We start from the raw sequence: 22,333 nt of genomic DNA on the forward strand, positions 1-22,333 counted from the left end.
TGCTGACACAGCGAGATGTTTTAGCGTTGTTGCCTGCAGGCTATAATTAGGAGGGCAAGTTTAGGGGTCTTCCTGACCGGTCAATACCCTTCAATTAGAGGGTAGACAGCGTTTTGGTTATAACGAATGGGTATAAGAATGAAACAAATCCATCCTGGTGATGCCTTTCTTTTGGGCTACTTATTGGAGGTGAATCAGACGGCAGATGGATGGCAGCGATTTATGGAAGCCTTAGTGGAACACTTTGGTCTTCGCTCCAGTACGCTAATGGTGATAAATCCCCGTACTTTGGCTGTTCGATTTCATGTGGATGGCGGAACGCAAACATCTCCTGAGTATGCCGAGAGTTATATAGAAAAGTACGTCTATACAGACGTACTTATGAATACCGTGATCTCAAACCCTTCCAACCAGTTTCTTGCTACCAACCTTTTGCCAGAATCCCTGGCCGCATACCAATGTGCTTCACAGTTGGAATGGGCTGACCCGCAAGGGATTGGAGACAGTGCCGCTGCCTGTGTGTTCAGTGAGGGTGATTGGTCTTGTATTCTGTTTAATAACCGACGGAAAGTTCAGGGCCCCTATAAGGAGGAAGAGATCCAACGGCTAAATGCGTTGCTTCCCTTTGTAGAAAAGGCGGTCCAGTCTTCTTTTCTATTGAATCAGCGATCTCAGGATCAACTGCGTGCACGTTCTTTGGTGAACAACTTCCGTATTCCGGTGGTGGTATTAACGGAATATGGTGAAGTTTGGGCGATGAATGATTCTATGAAGGAGATCGTCGACAACAGCAGTGATCTCTACATTGAACATAAGAATTTGCGTCTCAGGCAACCTGACAAAGATAAACAACTGACTACTGGTATCGTGCAGGCCATAAAGCGAGCCACCGGATTTGAGATGCGAGTTGAGCAGGCGGAAAAAATCCTGGTTAATGAACATATCACACTGGGTTTTCAGGAGTTAAGAGAGTATGACGAGCTTACCGGGGATGTTTTTCTTGGGGCATTAGTCTTTGCCTTTTCTTCTAACCTGATCAGACCGATGCCACCTAACCGGCTCAAAGAGCTGTTTGGTTTAACTCCGACGGAAGCGCAGGTGTGTCACTTGTTGTCGGATGGTTATGGCATTAAAAGCATTGCAATGGTGGAAGACAAATCGGTCAGTACGGTACGGGAACAAGTGAATAATATATTTCAGAAAACAGGAACAACCAGCCAGGTTTCCCTGATCAACTTATTGGCCAGCCTGCCGGGTTAGGTATTCAGTGTAACGGCTGAAATTACGATTTGGCGTCGAACCTGTAACTGTACAAGTTAAATCTGTGAGCATAAAAAAAGCCACCATGAGCGGTGGCCTTTTTTTGCTGTGTCGCGAGCGACTTAGTTCATTGCGACACCGCGAATGGTAAAGAATAGAACTGCAGCAAGTGCACCAGAAGCTGGAACAGTAATTAACCAGGCTGCAACGATTTTCATCAGAGCAGAACGCTTAACCAGTTCTTCTTTATACACACGCTTCAGACGCTTTCTTTCTGATTTGCTTAAGAATACATCGGTTTTGCGCTTTTTAAGCTTACGAATCATGTGCGCCATTTCCTCGACCGAGGCATTTTTGAAATCGGCCAGGAATTCTTCAATACGCGCTTTTTCTGCACCTTCATGATGGTCAACAATCGTGTGCAATTGGCTGGCGTAGCTGGTCTTCATGTATTCACGAAGGAAGCCCACACCGAATACACCACCTACTGCAATGTGGGTTGAACTCACTGGCAAGCCCAGTTGAGACGCCACAATTACGGTAATAGCAGCGGCCATTGCAATACAGAAGGCACGAGTCTTATCCAGTTCGGTGATCTCAGTACCGACGGTACGAATCAGTTTCGGGCCAAACAGGATCAAACCAATGGCAATACCGATGGCTCCTACCATCATTACCCATAACGGGATGCTGGCTTTGGTTACAACGCCGTTACTAAGTACGGCTTCATTAATCGCCGCTAAAGGCCCAATGGCGTTAGCTACGTCGTTTGCACCGTGAGCAAAGCTGAGTAGTGCGGCCGCAATGATTAGTGGAACGGTGAACAGACTGTTCACACCGTCTTTTTCTTCCAAGACATTATTCGTCTCGATGCTGTTTGCTTTTCGGCTGATTAAAGGCTGGGAAATGAACCAGGTAGCTACGGCAATGGCTAGACCAGTCAGAGCTGCTACTTCGATGCCAGGTTTCCAGATCTTCTTCAGACCTTTCATGATGAGGTAGGTTGAGAATGCCCAAACCATCAACATGATCAGAATTGGAACCACACGCTTCGCGGCGGTAAGCATGTCATGACGGGTCACGACAGTGCGCTTGATGATGTATAAGAACAACGCTGCAATAACACCGCCCAGTACTGGTGAAATCACCCAGCTGGCTGCAATAGCGCCCATTTTAGACCAGTTGGCAATCTCGAAGCCGCCAGCGGCAATACCTGCACCCAGAACACCACCAACAATGGAGTGCGTGGTAGATACTGGCGCGCCTAGATAGGTCGCTAGGTTAAGCCAGAGCGCACCCGCTAAAAGTGCGGCCATCATCAACCAGATAAAGACTTCAGGGTCTGAAATGGCTGATGGATCAATGATCCCTTTTTTGATGGTTCCAACAACATCACCACCGGCAATCAGTGCACCGCCCGCTTCAAACAAGGCGGCAATGATTAATGCGCCTGTCAGTGTGAGTGCTTTCGAGCCCACGGCCGGACCAACGTTATTGGCAACGTCATTGGCTCCAATGTTAATCGCCATATAGCCACCAATCATGGCAGCAAAGATTAATAGGTAGCCATTTTCTATGCCTTTCACATGAACGGCGGAGAATAGAAAGATGCCGGCAATGAAGAGAAGGGCTAGACCAAGACGAACTAACTCAGTCTGATAGGAGTTTGTGGCCTTTTCGAGTTGGTTTAGGTTTCTAAATTCCATAAAAGAACTCTCAGTGGGTCAAATGTTGGAGCAATCTGCTCATCTGGCGCGCAGTGTAAAATAAATGAAATTAAAATGTCACAAGAAATTGATCAGAAAAAAGACGAACAACCAGAAGAATACCCCAAAAAGGAAACGATGCATCTTTTTGGGGAAAATTTGCGGCCGGATAAGCAATTAAATGCTAAGAACGAGGGGCGTAATCAAAGACATCGGAGTAACAATCACTTTCATTCAAGCCATCTTGTGTTAACGCATCCAGAATGCCATAAACAAAATTTGGTGAGCCACAAAAGAAGGCTGAGCAATCTTTAAGATTCTGGAATCGTTCCAAAATCAGGTCTTCGATCAACCCGCTGTAACCATCCCAGCCTTGGTTGGTGTCTCTAACTATCGGGTAATAATGAATGAGTCCTTGATCCTGCCACTGTTGAGCCAGCTCAGTAGCGTACAAATCTGACGGCAGTTTTCCTACCCAGAACAAGTGTAGGTTAGGTCGATCGTCTTCTTGGGCGAGAGCTTCGACTAAACTTTTCATTTGGGCAAAGCCGGTACCTGCCGCAATCAATAACACGTCCTTCTTCAAGGTATGACGTTCAATCGGGAGATAGCAATTTCCCATCGGTAATTTAACGCGCATGGTCGGTAAAGATTGCAACTGCGTCAGGATGTAGAGCGCACTGTTATTGTCGGAATGTGCCTGAATATGAAGTTCTATATCCCGACCTTGCGGGGCACAAGCAATGGTAAATGGGTAGCTATTGCCATCTTCAGGCAGTAATTCCAGATATTGGCCGGCATGAAACTCCGGAGATTTTCCAGCAGGCGCTTTCAGCATCACTTTATAGACATCATCGTTGAGTTGCGTAACTTGTTCGATTTGGCAAGCGATTGTTTGCAATTTAAATTCTCCAGGGCCTCTGAAGGCCTTAATGCCAATGGTTAAATCAGTTAATGGCTTTGCTATACAGTATAAAAGGTTATGGCGTGTTGGGGGCGCGGAAACTGTCTGTCCGTTTTTTAAACACACCCGGCCTTCTATCAAATCACCGTAGCACACTTCACACACACCATTAGTACAGGCTTTGGGGATGAAGCAATGTTGGGCCAAAGCAGCGTCCAACACGGTTTCATCCGGGCCACAATTGAATCTGTGGCCACTGGTTGTGGTAATTGTGAAGGTATTCTTGGACATGGATGGCTAGAAGGGCTTACTGTCCGGTAATTCAATACCCAGGCTGTCCCAGATGTCATCGATGCGTGCAGTGACATTAGGATCTTTTTCGATGGGACGACCCCATTCCCGATCCGTTTCACCCTGCCATTTATTGGTCGCATCGAAGCCAATTTTTGAGCCTAAGCCTGAGACGGGTGAGGCAAAGTCCAGATAATCAATCGGGGTGTTTTCGATCATCACCGTGTCTCGGGCAGGGTCCATACGTGTGGTCATTGCCCAGATGACATCGTTCCAGTCGCGTGCGTTGACGTCATCATCACAGACAATCACAAACTTGGTGTACATGAATTGGCGTAAGAATGACCAGACGCCCATCATTACCCGCTTTGCGTGACCCGGATATTGTTTCTTCATGGTCACTACTGCCAGTCGATATGAGCAGCCTTCGGGTGGCAGGTAAAAATCCACCACTTCAGGAAACTGTTTCTGGAAGATCGGTACAAATACTTCGTTGAGTGCCACACCCAATACCGCAGGTTCATCGGGTGGACGACCGGTGTAGGTGCTGTGATAGATAGGTTTCTTACGATGGGTGATACGTTCTACGGTAAATACCGGGAACTGATCAACTTCGTTGTAATAACCGGTGTGATCGCCGTAAGGGCCTTCATCGGCCATTTCATCCGGATAAATAAAGCCTTCGAGCACAATTTCAGCACTGGCAGGCACTTGTAGGTCATTACCTATACTTTTCACCAGTTCGGTTTTACTGCCGCGTAGCAGACCGGCAAAGGCGTATTCTGATAGGGTATCAGGGACCGGAGTTACTGCGCCTAAAATGGTGGCTGGATCAGCGCCTAGGGCAACCGACACCGGAAACGGTTCACCAGGATGAGCTTGTTGCCACTCTCTAAAGTCCAGTGCGCCACCGCGATGGGATAACCAGCGCATGATCAGTTTGTTCTTGCCGATCAGTTGTTGACGGTAGATCCCCAGATTTTGGCGCTCTTTGTGTGGACCTCGGGTAATGACCAGTGGCCAGGTCACTAAGGGGGCTGCATCACCTGGCCAGCAGGTTTGAATCGGAATTCTGGTGAGGTCGACCTGATTGCCCTCTAAAACCACCTCTTGGCAAGCCGCTTTGGTGACCACTTTCGGCCCCATTTTCAGGACTTGCTTAAACAGAGGCAGTTTTGACCAAGCGTCTTTCAGCCCTTTTGGTGGTTCAGGTTCTTTTAGAAAGGCGAGAAGCTCGCCAATCTCACGTAATGCTTTCACATCATTTTGGCCCATGCCTTGAGCAACCCGCTGAGGCGTACCAAAGAGGTTAGCGAGTACGGGCATGTCATAGCCTTTCGGATTTTCAAACAGAATTGCAGGGCCGCCAGCCCGGAGAGTCCGGTCACAAATTTCGGTCATCTCCAGATGGGGATCAACTTCGGCTTTGACTCGCACCAGATCGCCATTCTTTTCCAGAGCATCGATGAACTCTCGTAAATCGTTGTATTTCATGTGAGGGCGGCTCGCTCATCCATTAACAGGTAGCGCCGAATTATCGCGGATTCCGTTTATGAAAGAAAGGCTTAGTGATTTGATCGGACTTAGATCTGAGGGTCTTGAGGCGAGATGGATAAACGTGTGGACACAAAAAAGGCCGCCGTTTGGCAGCCTTTTCATGGAAGGGCGTTGATTAACGGCCTTTCATCGACATGAAGAATTCTTCATTGGTCTTAAAGCCTTTCAGCTTATCCAATAGGAATTCACTGGCCGCGATGTCTTCCATCTCGTGAAGCAACTTACGAAGAATCCACATGCGTTGCAGTTCATCTTCGGTTGTCAGAATGTCTTCACGACGAGTACCGGATTTACGAACATTGATCGCAGGGAATACGCGTTTTTCAGCGATTTTACGATCCAGGTGCGTTTCCATGTTACCCGTACCTTTAAACTCTTCGAAGATTACTTCGTCCATCTTCGAACCAGTATCAACAAGCGCGGTTGCGATAATGGTCAAACTGCCGCCTTCTTCTACGTTACGTGCTGCACCGAAGAAACGTTTTGGACGTTCCAAAGCATGGGCGTCAACACCACCAGTCAGAACCTTGCCTGACGACGGTACAATGGTGTTATAGGCACGAGCCAGACGGGTAATAGAGTCCAGTAGGATCACTACGTCTTGTTTGTGCTCAACCAAACGCTTGGCTTTTTCCAGTACCATTTCAGCTACTTGAACGTGACGTGCAGGTGGCTCATCGAAGGTACTTGCAACTACTTCACCGCGAACGGTGCGTTGCATTTCGGTTACTTCCTCAGGGCGCTCATCAATCAAAAGAACAATCAGATGACATTCAGGATTGTTACGAGTGATGGATTGTGCGATGTTCTGAAGCATCACTGTTTTACCGGCTTTCGGCGGTGAAACAATCAAACCACGCTGACCTTTACCAATTGGAGATGTCAGATCGATGATACGAGCAGACAGATCTTCGGTTGAACCGTTACCAGCTTCAAGTTTCAATCGTTCATCAGGGAATAAAGGAGTGAGGTTTTCGAAAAGAATTTTGTTCTTGGCGCTTTCTGGTTTGTCGTAGTTGATTTTATCAACCTTGAGCATTGCAAAATAACGTTCACCGTCTTTTGGTGGTCGAATTTTCCCAGAAATAGTGTCGCCTTTACGCAAATTAAATCTTCGGATCTGGCTTGGAGAAACGTAAATGTCATCCGGGCCAGCTAAGTAAGAACTACCAGAGGATCTAAGGAAGCCAAAGCCATCTTGAAGGATTTCTAGTACGCCATCGCCATAGATGTCTTCACCGCTTTTTGCGTGTCTTTTCAGGATCGCGAAGATAACGTCTTGCTTGCGGGATCTAGCTAGATTGTCGAGACCCATTTCAGCAGCAATTTCTAAGAGCTCAGGCATGCTCTTTTGCTTGAGATCTGTAAGATTCATGTATTTCCTGTGAGTAGTTTACTTAAATGAATGAGATTAAATTTGGTAGGTTTCAGGTGTTGTTATTTTGAAATGAGGTTACGGGAGGAACCTCGGACCAACTGAAGACCAATATAGAAGGATAATCGGCGGTCGTCCAGAAAAATTTACCAAATTTTGTACAAAAACTTCGGGGGTTGGGGCTGTGTGTGCTTTTACTTGGCAGGGTGAGCCAGGTTCTACTGGGGCTGGCTCACGTATGACGCAGGTGTCTTAGACCAGGCAATTACACCGTGCTGTCAATGAATGCAGTTAGCTGAGACTTCGACAAAGCACCAACTTTAGTCGCTTCAACGCTGCCATTCTTGAAGATCATCAACGTAGGAATACCACGGATATTGAACTTAGGTGGTGTTGCTTCGTTTTCATCGATGTTCAGCTTACAGATTTTGATTTGACCGTCGTAATCGTTAGCAATTTCTTCAAGGATTGGCGCAATCATTTTACAAGGACCGCACCAAGGTGCCCAGTAATCAACAATCACAGGAAGATCGCTTTTTAGCACTTCTTCTTCAAAAGTTGCATCGGTTACGTTCACAATTGTGTCGCTCATGATGTTTATCCTAATAGTTTATTGAGTATTTAATAATGTTTGAGTATTAAAAATCGTTGCTCGAATTCGGTCAGTATTTATCAATTTGAGAAAGCTGCTAGTGTTTAGTTCAATGCGCTATCTCAAAGAAATGATTCGTCGGGCGGCTGCGAAATGACATAAAAAGTGGCATGATTAGGCCCGAAAATACGTTACTAGATTCTCTGTACTATATGGGCGCAGAGAGGAATTACAAGTCTTTTAATGATGAAAGAGAAGATATGACGATCGATACTGACGCTTTAGCAGCAATTGATTTGGGGTCTAATAGTTTTCACTTGGTGGTTGCCCGTGAAGAGCAGGGTGAAATACGCGTTGTTGAAAAATTAGGCGAAAAAGTACAGTTGGCTGCAGGAATCGGTAAAGATAAATGTCTTAGCGAAGAAGCCATTGATAGAGGCTTGTCTTGTCTCAGCCGATTTACTGAACGTCTTAAAAATGTTCCCCAGGATCGAATTCGTATTGTCGGTACCAATGCCCTTAGGGTGGCTAAAAACAGCGGCGCTTTTATAAAGCGTGCGCGTGAAGTACTTTATGCACCGGTCGAAGTTATTGCTGGTCGGGAGGAAGCACGCTTGATTTATCTGGGGGTGTCTCACACCTTATCGGATGATGCCGGTGCCAAATTGGTGGTTGATATCGGCGGAGGCAGTACCGAGTTCATTATTGGAGAACGTTTCGAGCCGATCGAAATGGAAAGCCTTCACATGGGCTGTGTTTCCTATCGAACACGATTTTTTGCGGATGGCAAAATCAAGCGTAAGAACTTTGATCAGGCGGTGCTGGTTGCCCGCATGGAGCTGCAAAGCATTCGGGATCAATATCTTGCGCAAGGTTGGCAGGATGCTATCGGTTCTTCAGGCACCATTCGTAATATCGAACGAGTGGTAGTAGCGCGTGGCTGGACAGAAGGTGGCATTACCCGAGAGTCTCTGGATAAGTTGCGTAGCCTGATTCTGTCCTATAACCATGTGGATGAACTGGATATCGAAGGGCTTAAGGTCGAGCGTAAGAGTGTTTTTCCTTCCGGAGTGGCAATTTTATTGGCGGTGTTTGATGCTTTGGGGATTGAGCGTATGGAATATTCAGACGGTGCACTCAGAGAAGGTGTGCTCTATGACGTACTTGGGCGCTTGAGTCACGAAGACGTTCGAGAGCGGACGGTATTGGCGTTGATGGAGCGTTTCCATGTGGTCAAAGAACATGCGGCTGTTTGCGAACAAACGGCGGTGACCTTGTTTGATCAGTTGCAAGCTGAGTGGTCTCTTAAACCTCAAGACCGGGAGTTGCTGAGTTGGGCGGCTTGTCTTCATGAAGTGGGGCGCGTTATTGCTCACAGCCAATTCCATAAGCACGGTGCGTATTTAATCGGTCAGTCGGATTTGGCCGGTTTCACCAAAGGCGAGCAGGAAGAGTTGGCGATTCTGGTGCGTTTGCATCGTCGTAAGATTTCACTGCTGGTGTTGGACAACATTGAACCCAGTCGGGCCAAAGAATTAAAACGTCTGGTGATCTTGTTGCGATTGGCGGTGACCTTGTGTGCGCCGAGATTTATGACGCAGCCGCCGAAGGTCCAGGCGGAGTTAGTGAAAGGTGTTGTGCAGCTGTCCTTTAATGATGATTGGCCAACTGAATATTCGCTGGGGCTAGATATGTTGCGAGAAGAGATGACTTTGTGGCCTAAGATTGGCTTTGAAGGCACGATCTTTTTGGACTAGTTGAATATCTCTTTCGTATGTCGCTATCAAAAAGCCACCTCGTGAGGTGGCTTTTTTTATGTGCTTTTTATTCGTCCTGAATGGCGTTCTTTATAACCACTAAATAGCAACTAAGCCATTAAGCTCGTAACGCCAGACGTTCCAATAAACTGCTCTGAGCGGAGATCGCCTCTTCACCTTCTTCGGGCTGGTTGAGCACGTAGGTGTCGTCGGTCTGCAATTCCCAGCTCTGACAATTGTCTTGCAGGTAGAGATTGAGTTCTTCAATCATGCGCTTCTTCAATTTACTCGGCTCAATAGGGAAGCAAGTCTCCACGCGGTTGATGAGGTTTCGTTCCATCCAGTCGGCACTGGCACCGAAGAGTTTCGGTGAGCCATTGTTTTCAAAATAGAAAATGCGGGTGTGCTCCAGAAAGCGACCGACAATGGAGCGTACTCGGATATTTTCAGACACTCCCGGAATCCCCGGGCGCAAAGAACACATGCTGCGAATGATCAGGTCGATGGAAACGCCGGCCTGGGACGCTTTATATAAGGCTTTAATGATCTTGGGTTCGGTCAGTCCATTACATTTAATAATGATTTTGGCCGGTAAGCCTTCTTTTGCGTGGGCAGCTTCTTTGTTGATCAGATCAATCAACCCTTTGTGCAAGGTAAACGGTGCGTGCATCAGCTTTTGGGTTTTTTGAATTTTGCCCATCCCGGTCAGCTGTTGGAAAATGCGGTGCGTATCGTAGGTGATCTCATCGTTCGCAGTCAGGTAGCCATAATCTGTGTAGAGTTTGGCGGTTCCTGCGTGATAGTTACCCGTACCCAAGTGAGCATAGCGTTTCAGTTGTTGATTCTCCCGACGGAGAATCAGCATCATCTTGGCGTGAGTTTTGTGGCCGACGACACCGTAGGTGACCAGTGCTCCGGATTCTTGAAGTCGGCTAGCGAGATTGATGTTGTCTTCTTCATCAAAACGAGCGCGTAGTTCGATCACAGCCGTTACTTCTTTGCCGTTACGGGCTGCTTCACATAGAGCGTTGACGATGTCTGAATCTTCACCGGTTCGATACAGCGTTTGTTTAATCGCAATCACGTTGGGGTCTTTCGCCGCTGCCATTAATAGGTTAACGACGGGCGTAAAGGATTCAAACGGGTGGTGAAGCAATCGATCGCTTTTTCGAATTTCATCAAAGATGTTGTTCTTGGCCGAGAGCTTCAGTGCTTTCGAAAGACCCGGAGTAAAGACGTCGTATTGCAAGTCCGGGCGTTTTACCAGACTTAGCGTTTGCATCAGTCTCGCCAGATTGACGGGGCCATCGACGCGGTAGAGGTCGTCTTCACTAAGATTGAAGCGTTTCAGCAGCTCTTCAACCAGTTCATCCGGGCAGTTATTGGCTACTTCCAAGCGCACCGCATCGCCATAGCGACGAGAAAGCAATTCGCTTCGCAATGCGTTGGCTAAATCTTCTTCGGTTTCATCAATTTCCAAGTCGGCGTTTCGGGTGAGTCGGAATTGATAACAGCCATCGATGGTCATACCGGGGAACAGGTCTCCGGCATGAGCGTGAATGATAGACGATAAGAAGACCAGGTTGTCGCCGTCGTTGTCACAGATTTCATCCGGTAAACGAACAACGCGAGGCAAAGAGCGAGGCGCAGGCAGAATGGCCAAGCCGGTTTCACGGCCAAAGGCGTCTTTCCCGTCCAATTCCACAATAAAGTTCAGTGTCTTGTTGACCAAACGCGGGAATGGGTGAGACGGGTCCAGTCCGACCGGGCTCATCACTGGCATTACGCTTTCATTGAAGAAATTGTTGATCCACTCTTCCTGTTGTTCTGTCCATTCTTCCCGACGGAGGAAGCGAATGCCTTCTTCACGAAGTGCCGGCAGGATAATATCGTTGAGGATTTCATATTGGCGCTCTACCAACGGGTGGTACTGTTCGCTGATGGCTTCTAACGCTTGTTCCGGAATCATGCCGTCAGGCAGGATCTTGGCCTGACCGAATTCAATTTGGCGTTTTAGTTCGGCCACGCGAATCTCGAAGAACTCATCGGTGTTAGAGCTGAAAATACACAAAAAGAGCAGACGCTGAAGCAAGGGATGTCGTTCATCCATCGCCTGAGCCAAGACGCGCTCGTTAAACTTAATCAAGCTTAATTCGCGGTTGATATAAAGTTCAGGGTTATCCAAATCGATAACGGTGGTTTCTTCAGTCGCCTGGGTTGTCATACTCTTTTGGTATCCTTCAATTTATGACATATGGGTCGGAGCGAGTTCTTTCTTACTGATTCAATGCCTTCGCTGCTCGAACGGCAAAGTAAGTGAGAATGCCGTCAGCGCCTGCGCGTTTGAATGAGGTAAGCGATTCCATCATCACGGCATCCAGATCCAACCAGCCATTCTGGGCAGCGGCCACATGCATCGCGTATTCGCCACTGACCTGGTACACAAAGGTCGGAGCCTGGAATTCGTCTTTTACTCGGCGAACGATGTCCAGATACGGCATTCCCGGTTTTACCATTACCATATCTGCGCCTTCGCCAAGATCGGTTGCAATCTCGTGCAGCGCTTCATCACTGTTGGCCGGGTCCATTTGATAGCTGTACTTGTTACCGCCAGCAAGATTGCTTGCGGAGCCGACAGCGTCTCGGAACGGGCCATAATACGCTGACGCGTATTTTGCCGAGTAAGCCATGATGCGTGTATTAATATAACTTTCGGCTTCTAATGCCAATCGAATTTCACCGATGCGTCCGTCCATCATGTCGGAAGGGGCCACAATGTCGGCACCAGCTGCGGCATGTGAAAGGGCTTGCTTAGTGAGAATTTCCACTGTGATGTCATTCAGAACATAGCCGTTTTGATCAATGATGCCGTCTTGTCCATGCGTGGTGAATGGGTCCAACGCCACGTCGGTCATTACTCCCAGTTCAGGGCAGGCGTCTTTTAAGGCTTTTACGGCACGCTGTGCCAAACCGTCTGGATTGTAGGCTTCTTCCGCCATTTCAGATTTGGCGTTTTGTGGCGTGACCGGAAAAATAGCCACTGCTGGAATGCCCAAAGACGACCAAAGCTTGGCTTCTTTGACCAGTAGGTCGATGGATAACCGTTCTACGCCCGGCATGGACTCGACCGGCTCACGCTGGTTAGTGCCTTCTAAAACGAATACGGGATAAATCAGGTCGTTGGTGGTCAGTACCGATTCACGCATCAAGCGACGTGAGAAGTCGTCCTTTCTCATGCGACGCATACGAATCAAAGGAAAACGACGAGTATCTAATGTAGGCATGTCTAACTCCGTGTGTATGTGGCGATCTAGCCACGTTGTGCTTAACCATCGTAATGATGTTTCTGGAAAAGGCGTAGAAAAAAGCCCGTATTCAACAGACCAGAAAGATGCACGAAAGTTTAGGGTAACTAGGTTCTATGTAACTATTATGAAACTTTATCACGAATATGGCTTGAGATGCCTCAACAGAACTTAACTGTATCGTGCCTGTCAGAGATAAAAATATAATCAGGGTGGAAACATTGAATGAATAAACGTCTCTCGCTTGTCGGGCTGCTGGTGTTAGCTGTGCTCGGTTTTTGGCATTTCGATCTGGGGCATTATCTGACGCTGGATTATTTTTCGGAACAGCGTAACCAGTGGGCGCAGGCAATAGAAGCCAATCCTTGGCAAAGCACTGTTATTTTCTTTTCGATTTATGTGGCTGTAACAGGGCTTTCCTTGCCCGGTGCAGCGGTGATGACCTTGGTGGCCGGTGCCTTGTTTGGTGTGGTGTGGGGAACGATCTTAGTGTCCTTCGCCAGTACTTTAGGCGCGACGTTGGCGTTTCTTGTAGCAAGGTTTATTCTGCGGGACACCGTACAGAACAAGTTCGGTGATCAGTTAAAGAGTATTAACCAAGGCATTGAGAAAGACGGGCCGTTTTATCTCTTTACCTTGCGACTGATTCCTGTGTTTCCTTTCTTCCTTATCAATCTGGTGATGGGGTTAACGCCGATTCGTACGTTAACCTATTTTCTGGTCAGTCAAATCGGGATGTTGCCAGGCACCATCGTTTATGTGAATGCCGGTGCCGAATTGTCTCAGGTGACGGAATTCAGTTCTTCGGCGATTTTTACCCCAGGCTTAATCGGCTCCTTCGTGCTGTTAGGGATCTTTCCTTGGTTGGCCAAGGCTTTGGTGAATGTAATCAAGCGTCGTCAGGTCTACAAAGGTTGGGAAAAACCAAAAACCTTTGATTTTAATTTACTTGTTATTGGCGCTGGCGCTGCAGGGTTGGTGACGTCTTATATCGGGGCGGCGGTGAAAGCCAAAGTGGGTTTGATTGAACGCCATAAAATGGGCGGCGATTGTTTGAATACCGGATGCGTACCGAGTAAGGCGTTATTGCGCAGTGCCAAGATTAATCACTACATCGGTCAGGCCAGCAAATATGGCTTACAGAATGGTTCGGCAGAGGTGGATTTTCCTGCGGTGATGGAACGAGTTCAGGAGATCATTCGGACAGTCGAACCTCACGACTCGGTAGAACGCTATCGATCGTTGGGGGTGGATTGTTTGCAAGGTCAGGCCCGTTTGAAAAGTCCGTATTCTGTGGAATTAAACGGTGAAATATTAACGGCGAAGAATATCGTTATTGCCTCAGGTGCTCGACCTTTTGTTCCCCCTATTCCCGGGTTGGATGCGGTGAACTGGTATTCCTCCGATACCATTTGGGAACTTAGGGAAAAACCGGAGCGTTTGTTGATACTGGGTGGCGGCCCTATTGGTTGTGAACTAGCTCAGGCATTCTCTCGTTTGGGGTGTCAGGTATCCCAAGTGGATATGTCAGAGCGCTTGATGCCGAGGGAAGATGAAGATGTCTCGGCGGTGATTCATCAGCGCTGGCAGGAAGAAGGCATCGCATTGTACTTGGGCCACACTGCCGTCCGTTTTGAGTCCGTTGCTGGTCAACATCAGCTGATTGCCAGTAAAGATGGCAAGGATGTGGTTATCCCGTTTGATGCGGTGTTACTGGCGGTCGGGCGTAAAGCTAATACGGCGTCACTCGGGCTGGATGAATTGGGCATCGAGTTGAGTGAACGAGGCACGGTGGAAGTAAATGAGTACTTACAGACCAAGTACCCGAACATTCTGGCCTGTGGTGATGTGGCTGGCCCCTATCAGTTCACTCATACGGCGTCACATCAGGCGTGGTATGCCTCGGTTAATGCGCTGTTCGGTCGCTTTAAAAAGTTCAAGGTGGATTATCGGGTGATTCCCTGGGCCACCTTTACCGATCCTGAAGTGGCTCGGGTGGGGTTGAGCGAACAAGAAGCCACCGAGCAAGGCATTGCTTATGAGGTCACCAAGTACGGCATTGATGACTTAGATCGAGCCATTGCGGATTCTGAAGCTCACGGCTTTGTGAAAGTGTTGACTGAGCCGGGCAAAGATAAAATTCTGGGCGTGACCATTGTCGGATATCACGCAGGAGAATTGATTGCCGAATACGTGACCGCGATGAAGTATGGTTTGGGGCTGAACAAGATTTTGGGGACGATTCACATTTATCCGACATTAACCGAAGCCAATAAATATGCGGCTGGGGAATGGAAACGCGCTCATGTGTCGGACAAAGCGCTTCAGTGGTTAGAAAAATTTCACCGTTGGATGCGAAGCTAACGGATAGGCATCTACTGTATTAGACCGTTCCTTCGCTGACGAAATCGGGAAACTGTGATTTACTTAACTCATATAATGATGAATAAGCGCTCTCAGATGAGGGTGCTTTTTTATGGCGATGTGTTCAACGAAAAGGAAGAGTGACATGGCAAAAAAAATTGCGGTATTACTGTCAGGGTGTGGTGTTTATGATGGTTCTGAGATTTATGAAACCGTATTGACGCTGTTGCGTTTAGATCAGTCGGGTGCGGAATATCAGTGCATTGCGCCTAACGATGCCATGATGCATGTGATCAATCATATGACCGGGGAAGAAATGCCGGAATCCCGAAATATTCTGGTGGAAGCGGCGCGACTGGCTCGTGGCAACATCATTGATTTGGCCGATGCAAAGGCTGAGGAGTATGACGGGTTAATTTTGCCTGGCGGATTTGGTGCGGCGAAAAACCTGTGTGATTTTGCAGTGAAGGGTACGGAGATGTCGATTCGCCAAGATGTAATCGACTTTGTTCGCAGTTTCCATAAGGCAATGAAGCCCGTTGGATTGATGTGTATTGCGCCGGTGATGGTGCCACAAATTTTTGGTGAAAAGTCCATCTGTACGATCGGTACAGACCCGGATGTGGCGTCAGCGGTGACGGCTATGGGCGGTGAGCATCAGGATCGCTCTGTGGATGACATTTGTGTGGATGCGGTGAATAAAGTGGTTACGACACCGGCGTATATGTTGGCGTCGGGTATCTTTGATGCGTCTAAAGGGATTTTCGCGCTGGTGGATGAAGTGCTATCGATGATTAAGAAATACAACTGATTGAAAGGCGTGCCAGGCTAAGTGTCTGGCATTTCCATTTCTGGACTGGTTATTCGAAAGGTACTTCAATGACCAGGGCTTTTCTGTCCAGTGGGTCGCCACTGAACGGGCGAATGACTTGCTGCTTTTCATCATCCATTAACGCCGAATCTCTTGAGTCATCGAGTTGCTGAATAGAGATCGAAATCTTTGGGTCTGAAGCTGTGTCCTGGCCAAAGAAATTTGGCAAGGTGGTTTCGTACAAAGTAGTAAAGGAATGCGGCAGGATAGATGATTGATAGGTGCTGGCTAAATGATCGTCATCAATCATGTAGTGATCGGTCTCTGCTGAGGCGCGGTCACAGGTAATGATTTGGATGATAACCAGCAAGGCCAGTAACGCCAGGTTCGACAGCCATAGCACAGTGCGGGTAGGAAACCGACCCACCGGGCGATACATTTGATGGTTATATGACGCGTTCATTTTTGCACTTTTCCTGCCGTTTGATCTCAGTCTAAATTCACCATGGGTCACATGGTGAAACCAGTCTTAAGTCCTCAAACAGTTTGTTGTTATTATTGTTTGGCGTAGGAGTAATGGGTGCTTGTGTCGTTAGTTCGCAATCATTACTTACAATTCACGCAATTCTGTTTCTTGTTGTTCCAAGGCTTCCTGAAGTTCCAACCAATCCATTTCCAACATTTCGGACTCTTGCTTCAGTTCTGACTGCCTTTGAAGAACCTCTGTAAGCTTAGTCTTACACGATTCATTGTAAAGTTCTGTATCATTCAGTTGATCGTTTATTGAACTGAGACTTGCTTCAACTTTTTCCATTCTGCTTTCAAGTTGGGCAATTTTTTTCTTAATTGGTTGCAGTGCGTTACGGATTTCTGCTTCCCGTTTACGCTGCGCTTTCTTATCGACAGCCGGCTTAACGCTTGTGTTCTCGGGGGATGACTCGCCATTCTGAGCGGCAGTGTTGCTTTTTTTTAATGTTTTCAGCCAGTTGTGGTAGTCATCGAGATCACCTTGAAACGGCTCGATCTTCTGATCGTGAACTAACCAGAACTCGTCGACGGTATTTTTAAGCAGGTGACGATCGTGCGAAACCACGATGATGGCACCTTCAAATTCTTGCAGCGCAACGGTCAGTGCAAATCGGGATTCCATATCCAAATGGTTGGTAGGTTCGTCCATTATCAGCAGGTTAGGTTTTTGCCAGGCAATCAATGCGAGAGCAAGGCGTGCTTTTTCTCCGCCGGAGAAAAGCTTGACCACATCGGTGGCTCGTTCACCGTTAAAGCCAAAGCGACCCAGAAAGTCGCGAATACTTTGTTCGCTGGCTGTTGGCGAAATCCGTTGTACATGGATTAATGGCGTACTGCTCAGGTCGAGAGCTTCCAACTGGTGTTGAGCAAAATAACCGACATACAGGTGCATGCCCTGCGTTACTTTACCTGCGCGCAATGGCAAATCCCCCACCAGTGTTTTGATGAAGGTCGATTTACCGGCACCGTTGGCGCCCAACAGGCCAATTCGCATGTCTGGCAACAAGGTGCAGGAGGTGGTTAACAATGTCGTGTTATAACCAATTTCTCCATCCTCAATAGAAAGCAGGGGTGAGGAGGTTTTGTCTGCCTTTGGAAATTCAAAACTGAACTGGGTGTCCACATGTGCAGGCGCAATAACCGACATGCGTTCAAGAGCTTTAACCCGGCTCTGTGCTTGTTTGGCTTTCGACGCTTTCGCTTTAAAGCGGCGAATAAATGATTCCATGTGGGCAATTTCGCGCTGCTGCTTCTCAAAGGAGGCTTGTTGCTGAGCCAGCTTTTCGGCGCGGGCTTGTTCAAAACTGCTGTAGTTGCCTTTATAACTGATTAACTTCTGTTGATCGACGTGGGCAATGTGAGTCACCAGACTGTCGAGGAAATCGCGGTCGTGGGAAATCAGAATCAAGGTGCCTGGGTAGGCTTTCAGCCATTGTTCCAGCCAGAATACCGCATCAAGATCCAAGTGGTTGGTGGGCTCATCCAGCAATAACAAATCTGACGGGCACATCAGCGCTTGGGCCAGATTCAGACGTAATCGCCATCCCCCCGAAAAACTACTGACCGGTTCGTTCATTTCTTGCTGCTTAAACCCTAGACCTGCCAAGAGTTGCTCTGCGCGGCTTTTGGCGGTGTATCCATCGGCTTGTTCATAGGCGGCATGCGCGTGCGCTAACTGATCGGTTAAATGATTCTCTTCGGCGTGCTGAATTGCTTGCTCCGCAGCCCGGAAGGTTTCATCGCCATCCAGTACGTAGTCGAGGGCGGAGCGATCCGAATTGGATACTTCCTGCGCCATGTGTGCCATCCGCCAATGATTTGGTCGCTGGAACTCACCCTGATCGGGATGAAGCTCACCCAAAATCATTTTAAACAGGCTCGATTTTCCGGCACCGTTGGCACCGACCAGTCCTACTTTTTGACCTGGGTTGATGGTGAGGTTTGCGTCTTCGAAAAGAACTTTAATACCACGTTGAAGCGAAATATTGGTCAGCTGAATCATGAGGTTGCGCAGTTATTCTGTGGAAGCTAATAAAGGTGCGTGAACAGTAACAGGAGTTATTGGAATTAGAAAGGCTTGAGAAAGAAGGTGGAGGGTCCTGATGGACCCACAATAAGGTTTTCTGCTCGCTTTTTATTTTTATTATTGAGCGTCAATTAATGCTTCTGTTTTTATTTTTATTGGTGAAGCTTAATTGCATCGTTTCTTGTTGTTCTTGACTAATAGTATGCGTGTTTGTGTGCCACTTTTTTAAAATGTAAGTAAATCAATTGGTTAGGTGTTTTGTAGTGTAAGGGGGAGGGAGTATAGACGAAGATTCTGTTACCTGTGTTCCATAATTTGAAAAGTCTGTTGTGTTAAGCGGTAACGTTTGAGGTAACAAAAACCTCATCATAGGATTTTACGAGTAACGATGAATCCATATATCAAGGGCACTGAGGTTGAGTACCGGAAGATGTCCGTGATTTTAGCTACCAACTAGAAGGCAGAATCGGCATACAAAGCAGAAAGACGACTAAATCAGGGGAAGTAGGGAAGGTGAGGATCAAAAAATTTTCCCCTCTGTGAGTCAGGTTCTGACTCACAGAGGTAAACCGCTTTTGCAAGAGGGTCGTTATTATTCTTATTGGTGACCCCCTGTAAATCGGTACCATTATTATTCTTATTCTGTTGGCATCCGATGATGGGATACCTAATTAGAGTGCGTATCCCGAGCCAATTTTTGTTAAATGTAAGTAATTCATTTGGTTAAGGTTAATTATTGATGTGGCGCTTTAACTGGATGAAGGCTAGGTCGTTACCTTTGTTCAATATTTGCAATTCTCTTTGTCTCATTAAGTAACAATTCGATGGTGGTAACTCGCACAGACCTATTTTTATGGGGGTGTTACCTGCACGTGTTGCATCTAAACGGGGGTGGTTTGGTAATCTGATGTCTTGAATGTCGGGTATATCTCATTCTGAAGGGGAAGTTGTCGAGCTGGTAACATACGTCTATGAATTCACTTGATTTTGCTAGACTAAGTCTGACAATCTTGAATGAATTAACGTACGAGTCGCGCATTCTTGATAAAGTGACTGATGAGCAATGTTGTAGTGGTGTATGCATCCATATTTGAAAAAGCTTGTTCAAAATCTGAATTTTAGTCTGTCTGATCACTCTCAGCTGGAGTCGCTATTAGAGCAGGTCTCTTCGTATCTTTCTCATCTGGAATCTCTCTCTTCCAAGGATCTCGAAAGTCATCTTGCCCATTCGGAGCAAACCCCGATTAATCTGGATCAGCTGGAAAATGGCTCGATGGCGCCGGAAGAACTGGTCACCCTGATTAAAGAGCAGACTCAACAATACGAGCGCCAGATTACACAACTGGCGGCGGTAAAGTTAGGTTTGGAAGATTCGTTGTCCTTACTGAATACCACTCTGGATGCCACTAACGATGGTTTGGTGGTGTTTGATAAGCATCATAAAGTGGTGGCGCATAATAAGTTGCTGGCGGACTTTTTTGGTATTTCATCCGAAGAAGTGGAGCAGTCATTTGTTGGTAGCCGCTTAAAGGAAATGCTCAAGCGCCAGGTTCATAATTACGAAACCTTGTTGGAATTGATTCGTTTTACTAATCAAAATCCGGGTGAAAAAGCGCATGGCTTGCTGCACTTTAAGAACGGCACCTATGTTGAGTGCGTCTCGAAACCCCGATTTCTGGATCATCGGATTGTTGGTCGGGTTTGGAGTCTCCGAGACATCACCGATTTGAAACAGTCTGAAGAACAGGCACGACACCAAGCCTACCACGATGATTTAACCGGGTTGCCTAATCGGGCTCTGTTGCAGGAGCAAATGCAACGGGCGTTGAAAGGTGCTCAACATCATAATCATCGGATTGCGATCCTGTTTATGGATTTGGATGGATTCAAGTACGTAAATGATACCTTAGGGCACGATTTTGGTGATTTGTTACTGTGTCATGCCGCCATGCGGTTGAAGGATTGTATTCGGGACATCGATTTATTGGCTCGATACGGGGGTGATGAGTTCATTGTGATGATGGATGAGGTAACGTCGGTTCGTCAGGTAACGGATTTGGCGGATGCCATCATTAAAGAACTTGAGCGTCCCTTTGTGATTCGTGGTGAGTCCTTGTACATGACCACCAGTATCGGTATTTCTTTGTATCCAAACGATGGCGATGTAGCGGAAGGGTTGATTCGCGATGCAGATATGGCGATGTATCACGCCAAAGCCAAGGGGCGCAACAATTACCAGTTCTTTGCAAAAGAACTGGCGGTGCTCTCCTCTCATCGTTTGTCCTTGCGGAATAAGCTGAAAACCGCCATCGAAGAAGAACAATTTTCATTGGTTTATCAGCCGAAGGTAACCACCAAGGAAAATCGCATTGTCGGGGTGGAAGCCTTGATTCGCTGGACTTTGCCTGATGGTCAGGTGACGCCGCCTAATGAATTTATCCCCGCTGCTGAAGACAATGGTTTGATCTTACCGATCAGTAACTGGGTGTTTGAAGAAGCGATTAAGCAGGCTAAGGCGTGGGAATCTTCGGCCCCCAGCTATTTTACGGTGGCCGTAAACATGTCTGCCCGTCAATTTCAGCAGCCGGATTTGGTGGAAAGCTTAATGGCGCTGTTGGCCAAATATGAATTACCGGCGCGATTCCTTGAAATTGAAATCACCGAAAGCATGGTGATGGAGGATGTGGAATCCGCGATACGGGTACTGGCCAGGTTGCGCCGATTGGGAATACGGATTGCCATCGATGATTTTGGCACCGGGTATTCCTCTCTGGGCTATTTGAAGTCATTGCCGATTGATTGCCTGAAGATTGATAAACGGTTTGTGGACGAGCTCTTTAAGAGCAAAGCCGATCGGGCGTTGGTCAGTACCATTATTTATTTGTCCCATGTGATGGGTGTGCAGGTAGTGGCTGAAGGCGTTGAAACGGAAGAGGCGCTGAAGTTGTTGGATGATATGACCTGTGATCTGATTCAGGGGTATTATTTCAGTAAGCCGGTGCAGGCCGAGGAAATTGTTCAAATGTTGGAAAAGCATCGCTAGTCGAAAAGGATCAGGTCATGGATGTCGTATTTTTTATCAAGAAGCTGGTGATCGTTTTGATCTCTCCCATTTCTATCGTACTGATTCTGGGACTGCTGGCATTACTGGCGTTGCTGTGGGGTAAAACCAAGCGGGCCGGTGTCTTGATGGCTCTTTCCCTATTCTTGGTTTGGGCGGCTTCTTTTAATCCGATCGGCGATTCTCTGATGCGCTCTCACGAGCACGGATTACGGGCCTTTCAATACAATGACGATCTGGATGTGTCTGTCATTCATGTCTTAGGCGGTGGGCATAGTGAAAGTCCGCGATATGCCACCGGAGCGCAACTCAGTTCTTCCTCTCTGGCGCGAGTTATTGAAGGGGTTCGCATTGCCCAACTCTACCCTGAAGCGCGTTTGGTCTTTTCCGGGTATGAAGGTTATATGGGTGTGAATAAGCTGACCAATGCGGAAGCTGCCAAGGCCTTAGCGACTTCCATCGGTATGGATGAAGACCGTATCGACCTGTTAACGGAAGCAAAAGATACTCGTGAGGAAGCCATTGATGTGGCTGATATGGTTGGGGAAGGACAATTGATTTTAGTGACCTCGGCTTCGCACATGCCTCGGGCATTGGCCATTTTCCATCAGGAAGGTTTAAAGCCGCTTCCTGCTCCCACGTATTTCTTAGGCCATGATCAGAGCAGTGATTACACCCCGTCTATTGAGGCATTGAATAAGACCCAGCGTTACTTCTATGAGCAGGTGGGGCTGATGTGGATAAAACTACGCGCCTGGTTGGATCAGTAACCTCGCCGTTTAAAGTCATTCAATCT

15 protein-coding genes are annotated in these 22,333 nt (G+C 47.4%); 6 read left to right on the plus strand and 9 right to left on the minus strand.

All coding sequences use genetic code 11. From position 1 onward, the window contains the following. The first annotated feature begins 138 nt into the window (after positions 1-138). Entirely contained in the window at positions 139-1,260 is a 1,122-nt protein-coding gene (locus QQL66_RS17920) for a helix-turn-helix transcriptional regulator (protein ID WP_284383300.1), read from the plus strand. Between the two features lie 122 nt (positions 1,261-1,382). Here the strand turns inward: QQL66_RS17920 and QQL66_RS17925 are convergent, their stop codons facing one another. The 5 genes from QQL66_RS17925 to trxA form a co-directional block, all read right to left on the minus strand. Further along, the gene (locus QQL66_RS17925) at positions 1,383-2,966 is read right to left on the minus strand and encodes an inorganic phosphate transporter (protein ID WP_284383302.1); all 1,584 of its coding nucleotides are present in this window, start codon (positions 2,964-2,966) and stop codon (positions 1,383-1,385) included. Between the two features lie 184 nt (positions 2,967-3,150). Next, positions 3,151-4,161, minus strand: coding sequence for a 2Fe-2S iron-sulfur cluster-binding protein (locus QQL66_RS17930; protein ID WP_284383303.1), 1,011 nt, complete (start codon positions 4,159-4,161; stop codon positions 3,151-3,153). A gap of 6 nt (positions 4,162-4,167) precedes the next feature. After that, a complete protein-coding gene (gene ubiD, locus QQL66_RS17935) occupies positions 4,168-5,655 on the minus strand; it encodes a 4-hydroxy-3-polyprenylbenzoate decarboxylase (RefSeq protein WP_284383305.1) in 1,488 nt (495 codons plus the stop codon). A 178-nt stretch (positions 5,656-5,833) separates the two neighbouring features. Beyond that, on the minus strand, positions 5,834-7,093 hold the full coding sequence (gene rho, locus QQL66_RS17940) for a transcription termination factor Rho (protein WP_284383306.1): 1,260 nt from the start codon (positions 7,091-7,093) through the stop codon (positions 5,834-5,836). Between the two features lie 265 nt (positions 7,094-7,358). Beyond that, positions 7,359-7,685 carry a thioredoxin TrxA gene (trxA, locus tag QQL66_RS17945; RefSeq protein ID WP_284383307.1) on the minus strand — a complete coding sequence of 109 codons (327 nt, stop codon included), beginning with the start codon at positions 7,683-7,685 and terminating at the stop codon, positions 7,359-7,361. A gap of 260 nt (positions 7,686-7,945) precedes the next feature. On the opposite strand from trxA, the gene ppx reads away from it, so the two are divergent. Next, a complete protein-coding gene (gene ppx / locus QQL66_RS17950; RefSeq protein ID WP_284383309.1) occupies positions 7,946-9,442 on the plus strand; it encodes an exopolyphosphatase in 1,497 nt (498 codons plus the stop codon). 118 nt (positions 9,443-9,560) lie between these two features. Here ppx and ppk1 read toward each other — a convergent pair whose 3' ends face one another. Then, on the minus strand, positions 9,561-11,666 hold the full coding sequence (gene ppk1 / locus QQL66_RS17955) for a polyphosphate kinase 1 (protein WP_284383310.1): 2,106 nt from the start codon (positions 11,664-11,666) through the stop codon (positions 9,561-9,563). A 52-nt stretch (positions 11,667-11,718) separates the two neighbouring features. Beyond that, on the minus strand, positions 11,719-12,726 hold the full coding sequence (gene hemB / locus QQL66_RS17960) for a porphobilinogen synthase (RefSeq protein WP_284383312.1): 1,008 nt from the start codon (positions 12,724-12,726) through the stop codon (positions 11,719-11,721). A gap of 246 nt (positions 12,727-12,972) precedes the next feature. Here hemB and QQL66_RS17965 point away from each other — a divergent pair, with 246 nt between their 5' ends. Both QQL66_RS17965 and elbB read left to right on the plus strand, forming a co-directional pair. Next, positions 12,973-15,111, plus strand: coding sequence for a dihydrolipoyl dehydrogenase family protein (locus QQL66_RS17965; RefSeq protein ID WP_284383313.1), 2,139 nt, complete (start codon positions 12,973-12,975; stop codon positions 15,109-15,111). A gap of 145 nt (positions 15,112-15,256) precedes the next feature. Then, positions 15,257-15,922: an isoprenoid biosynthesis glyoxalase ElbB gene (gene elbB, locus QQL66_RS17970; protein WP_284383314.1), complete on the plus strand. Its 666-nt coding sequence runs from the start codon at positions 15,257-15,259 to the stop codon at positions 15,920-15,922. A gap of 49 nt (positions 15,923-15,971) precedes the next feature. Here the strand turns inward: elbB and QQL66_RS17975 are convergent, their stop codons facing one another. Beyond that, a complete protein-coding gene (locus tag QQL66_RS17975) occupies positions 15,972-16,385 on the minus strand; it encodes a hypothetical protein (protein ID WP_284383315.1) in 414 nt (137 codons plus the stop codon). A 147-nt stretch (positions 16,386-16,532) separates the two neighbouring features. After that, on the minus strand, positions 16,533-18,452 hold the full coding sequence (locus QQL66_RS17980; protein ID WP_284383317.1) for an ATP-binding cassette domain-containing protein: 1,920 nt from the start codon (positions 18,450-18,452) through the stop codon (positions 16,533-16,535). Between the two features lie 1,102 nt (positions 18,453-19,554). Here QQL66_RS17980 and QQL66_RS17985 point away from each other — a divergent pair. Together QQL66_RS17985 and QQL66_RS17990 are read left to right on the plus strand one after the other, a co-directional pair. After that, positions 19,555-21,519: a sensor domain-containing protein gene (locus QQL66_RS17985; protein WP_284383319.1), complete on the plus strand. Its 1,965-nt coding sequence runs from the start codon at positions 19,555-19,557 to the stop codon at positions 21,517-21,519. A gap of 17 nt (positions 21,520-21,536) precedes the next feature. Then, a complete protein-coding gene (locus QQL66_RS17990) occupies positions 21,537-22,307 on the plus strand; it encodes an ElyC/SanA/YdcF family protein (RefSeq protein ID WP_284383321.1) in 771 nt (256 codons plus the stop codon). The last annotated feature ends 26 nt before the right edge of the window (positions 22,308-22,333 follow it).

Origin of the sequence: Litoribrevibacter albus (assembly GCF_030159995.1) — a bacterium.
In the GTDB taxonomy this organism is placed as follows: Bacteria; Pseudomonadota; Gammaproteobacteria; order Pseudomonadales; family Litoribrevibacteraceae; genus Litoribrevibacter; species Litoribrevibacter albus.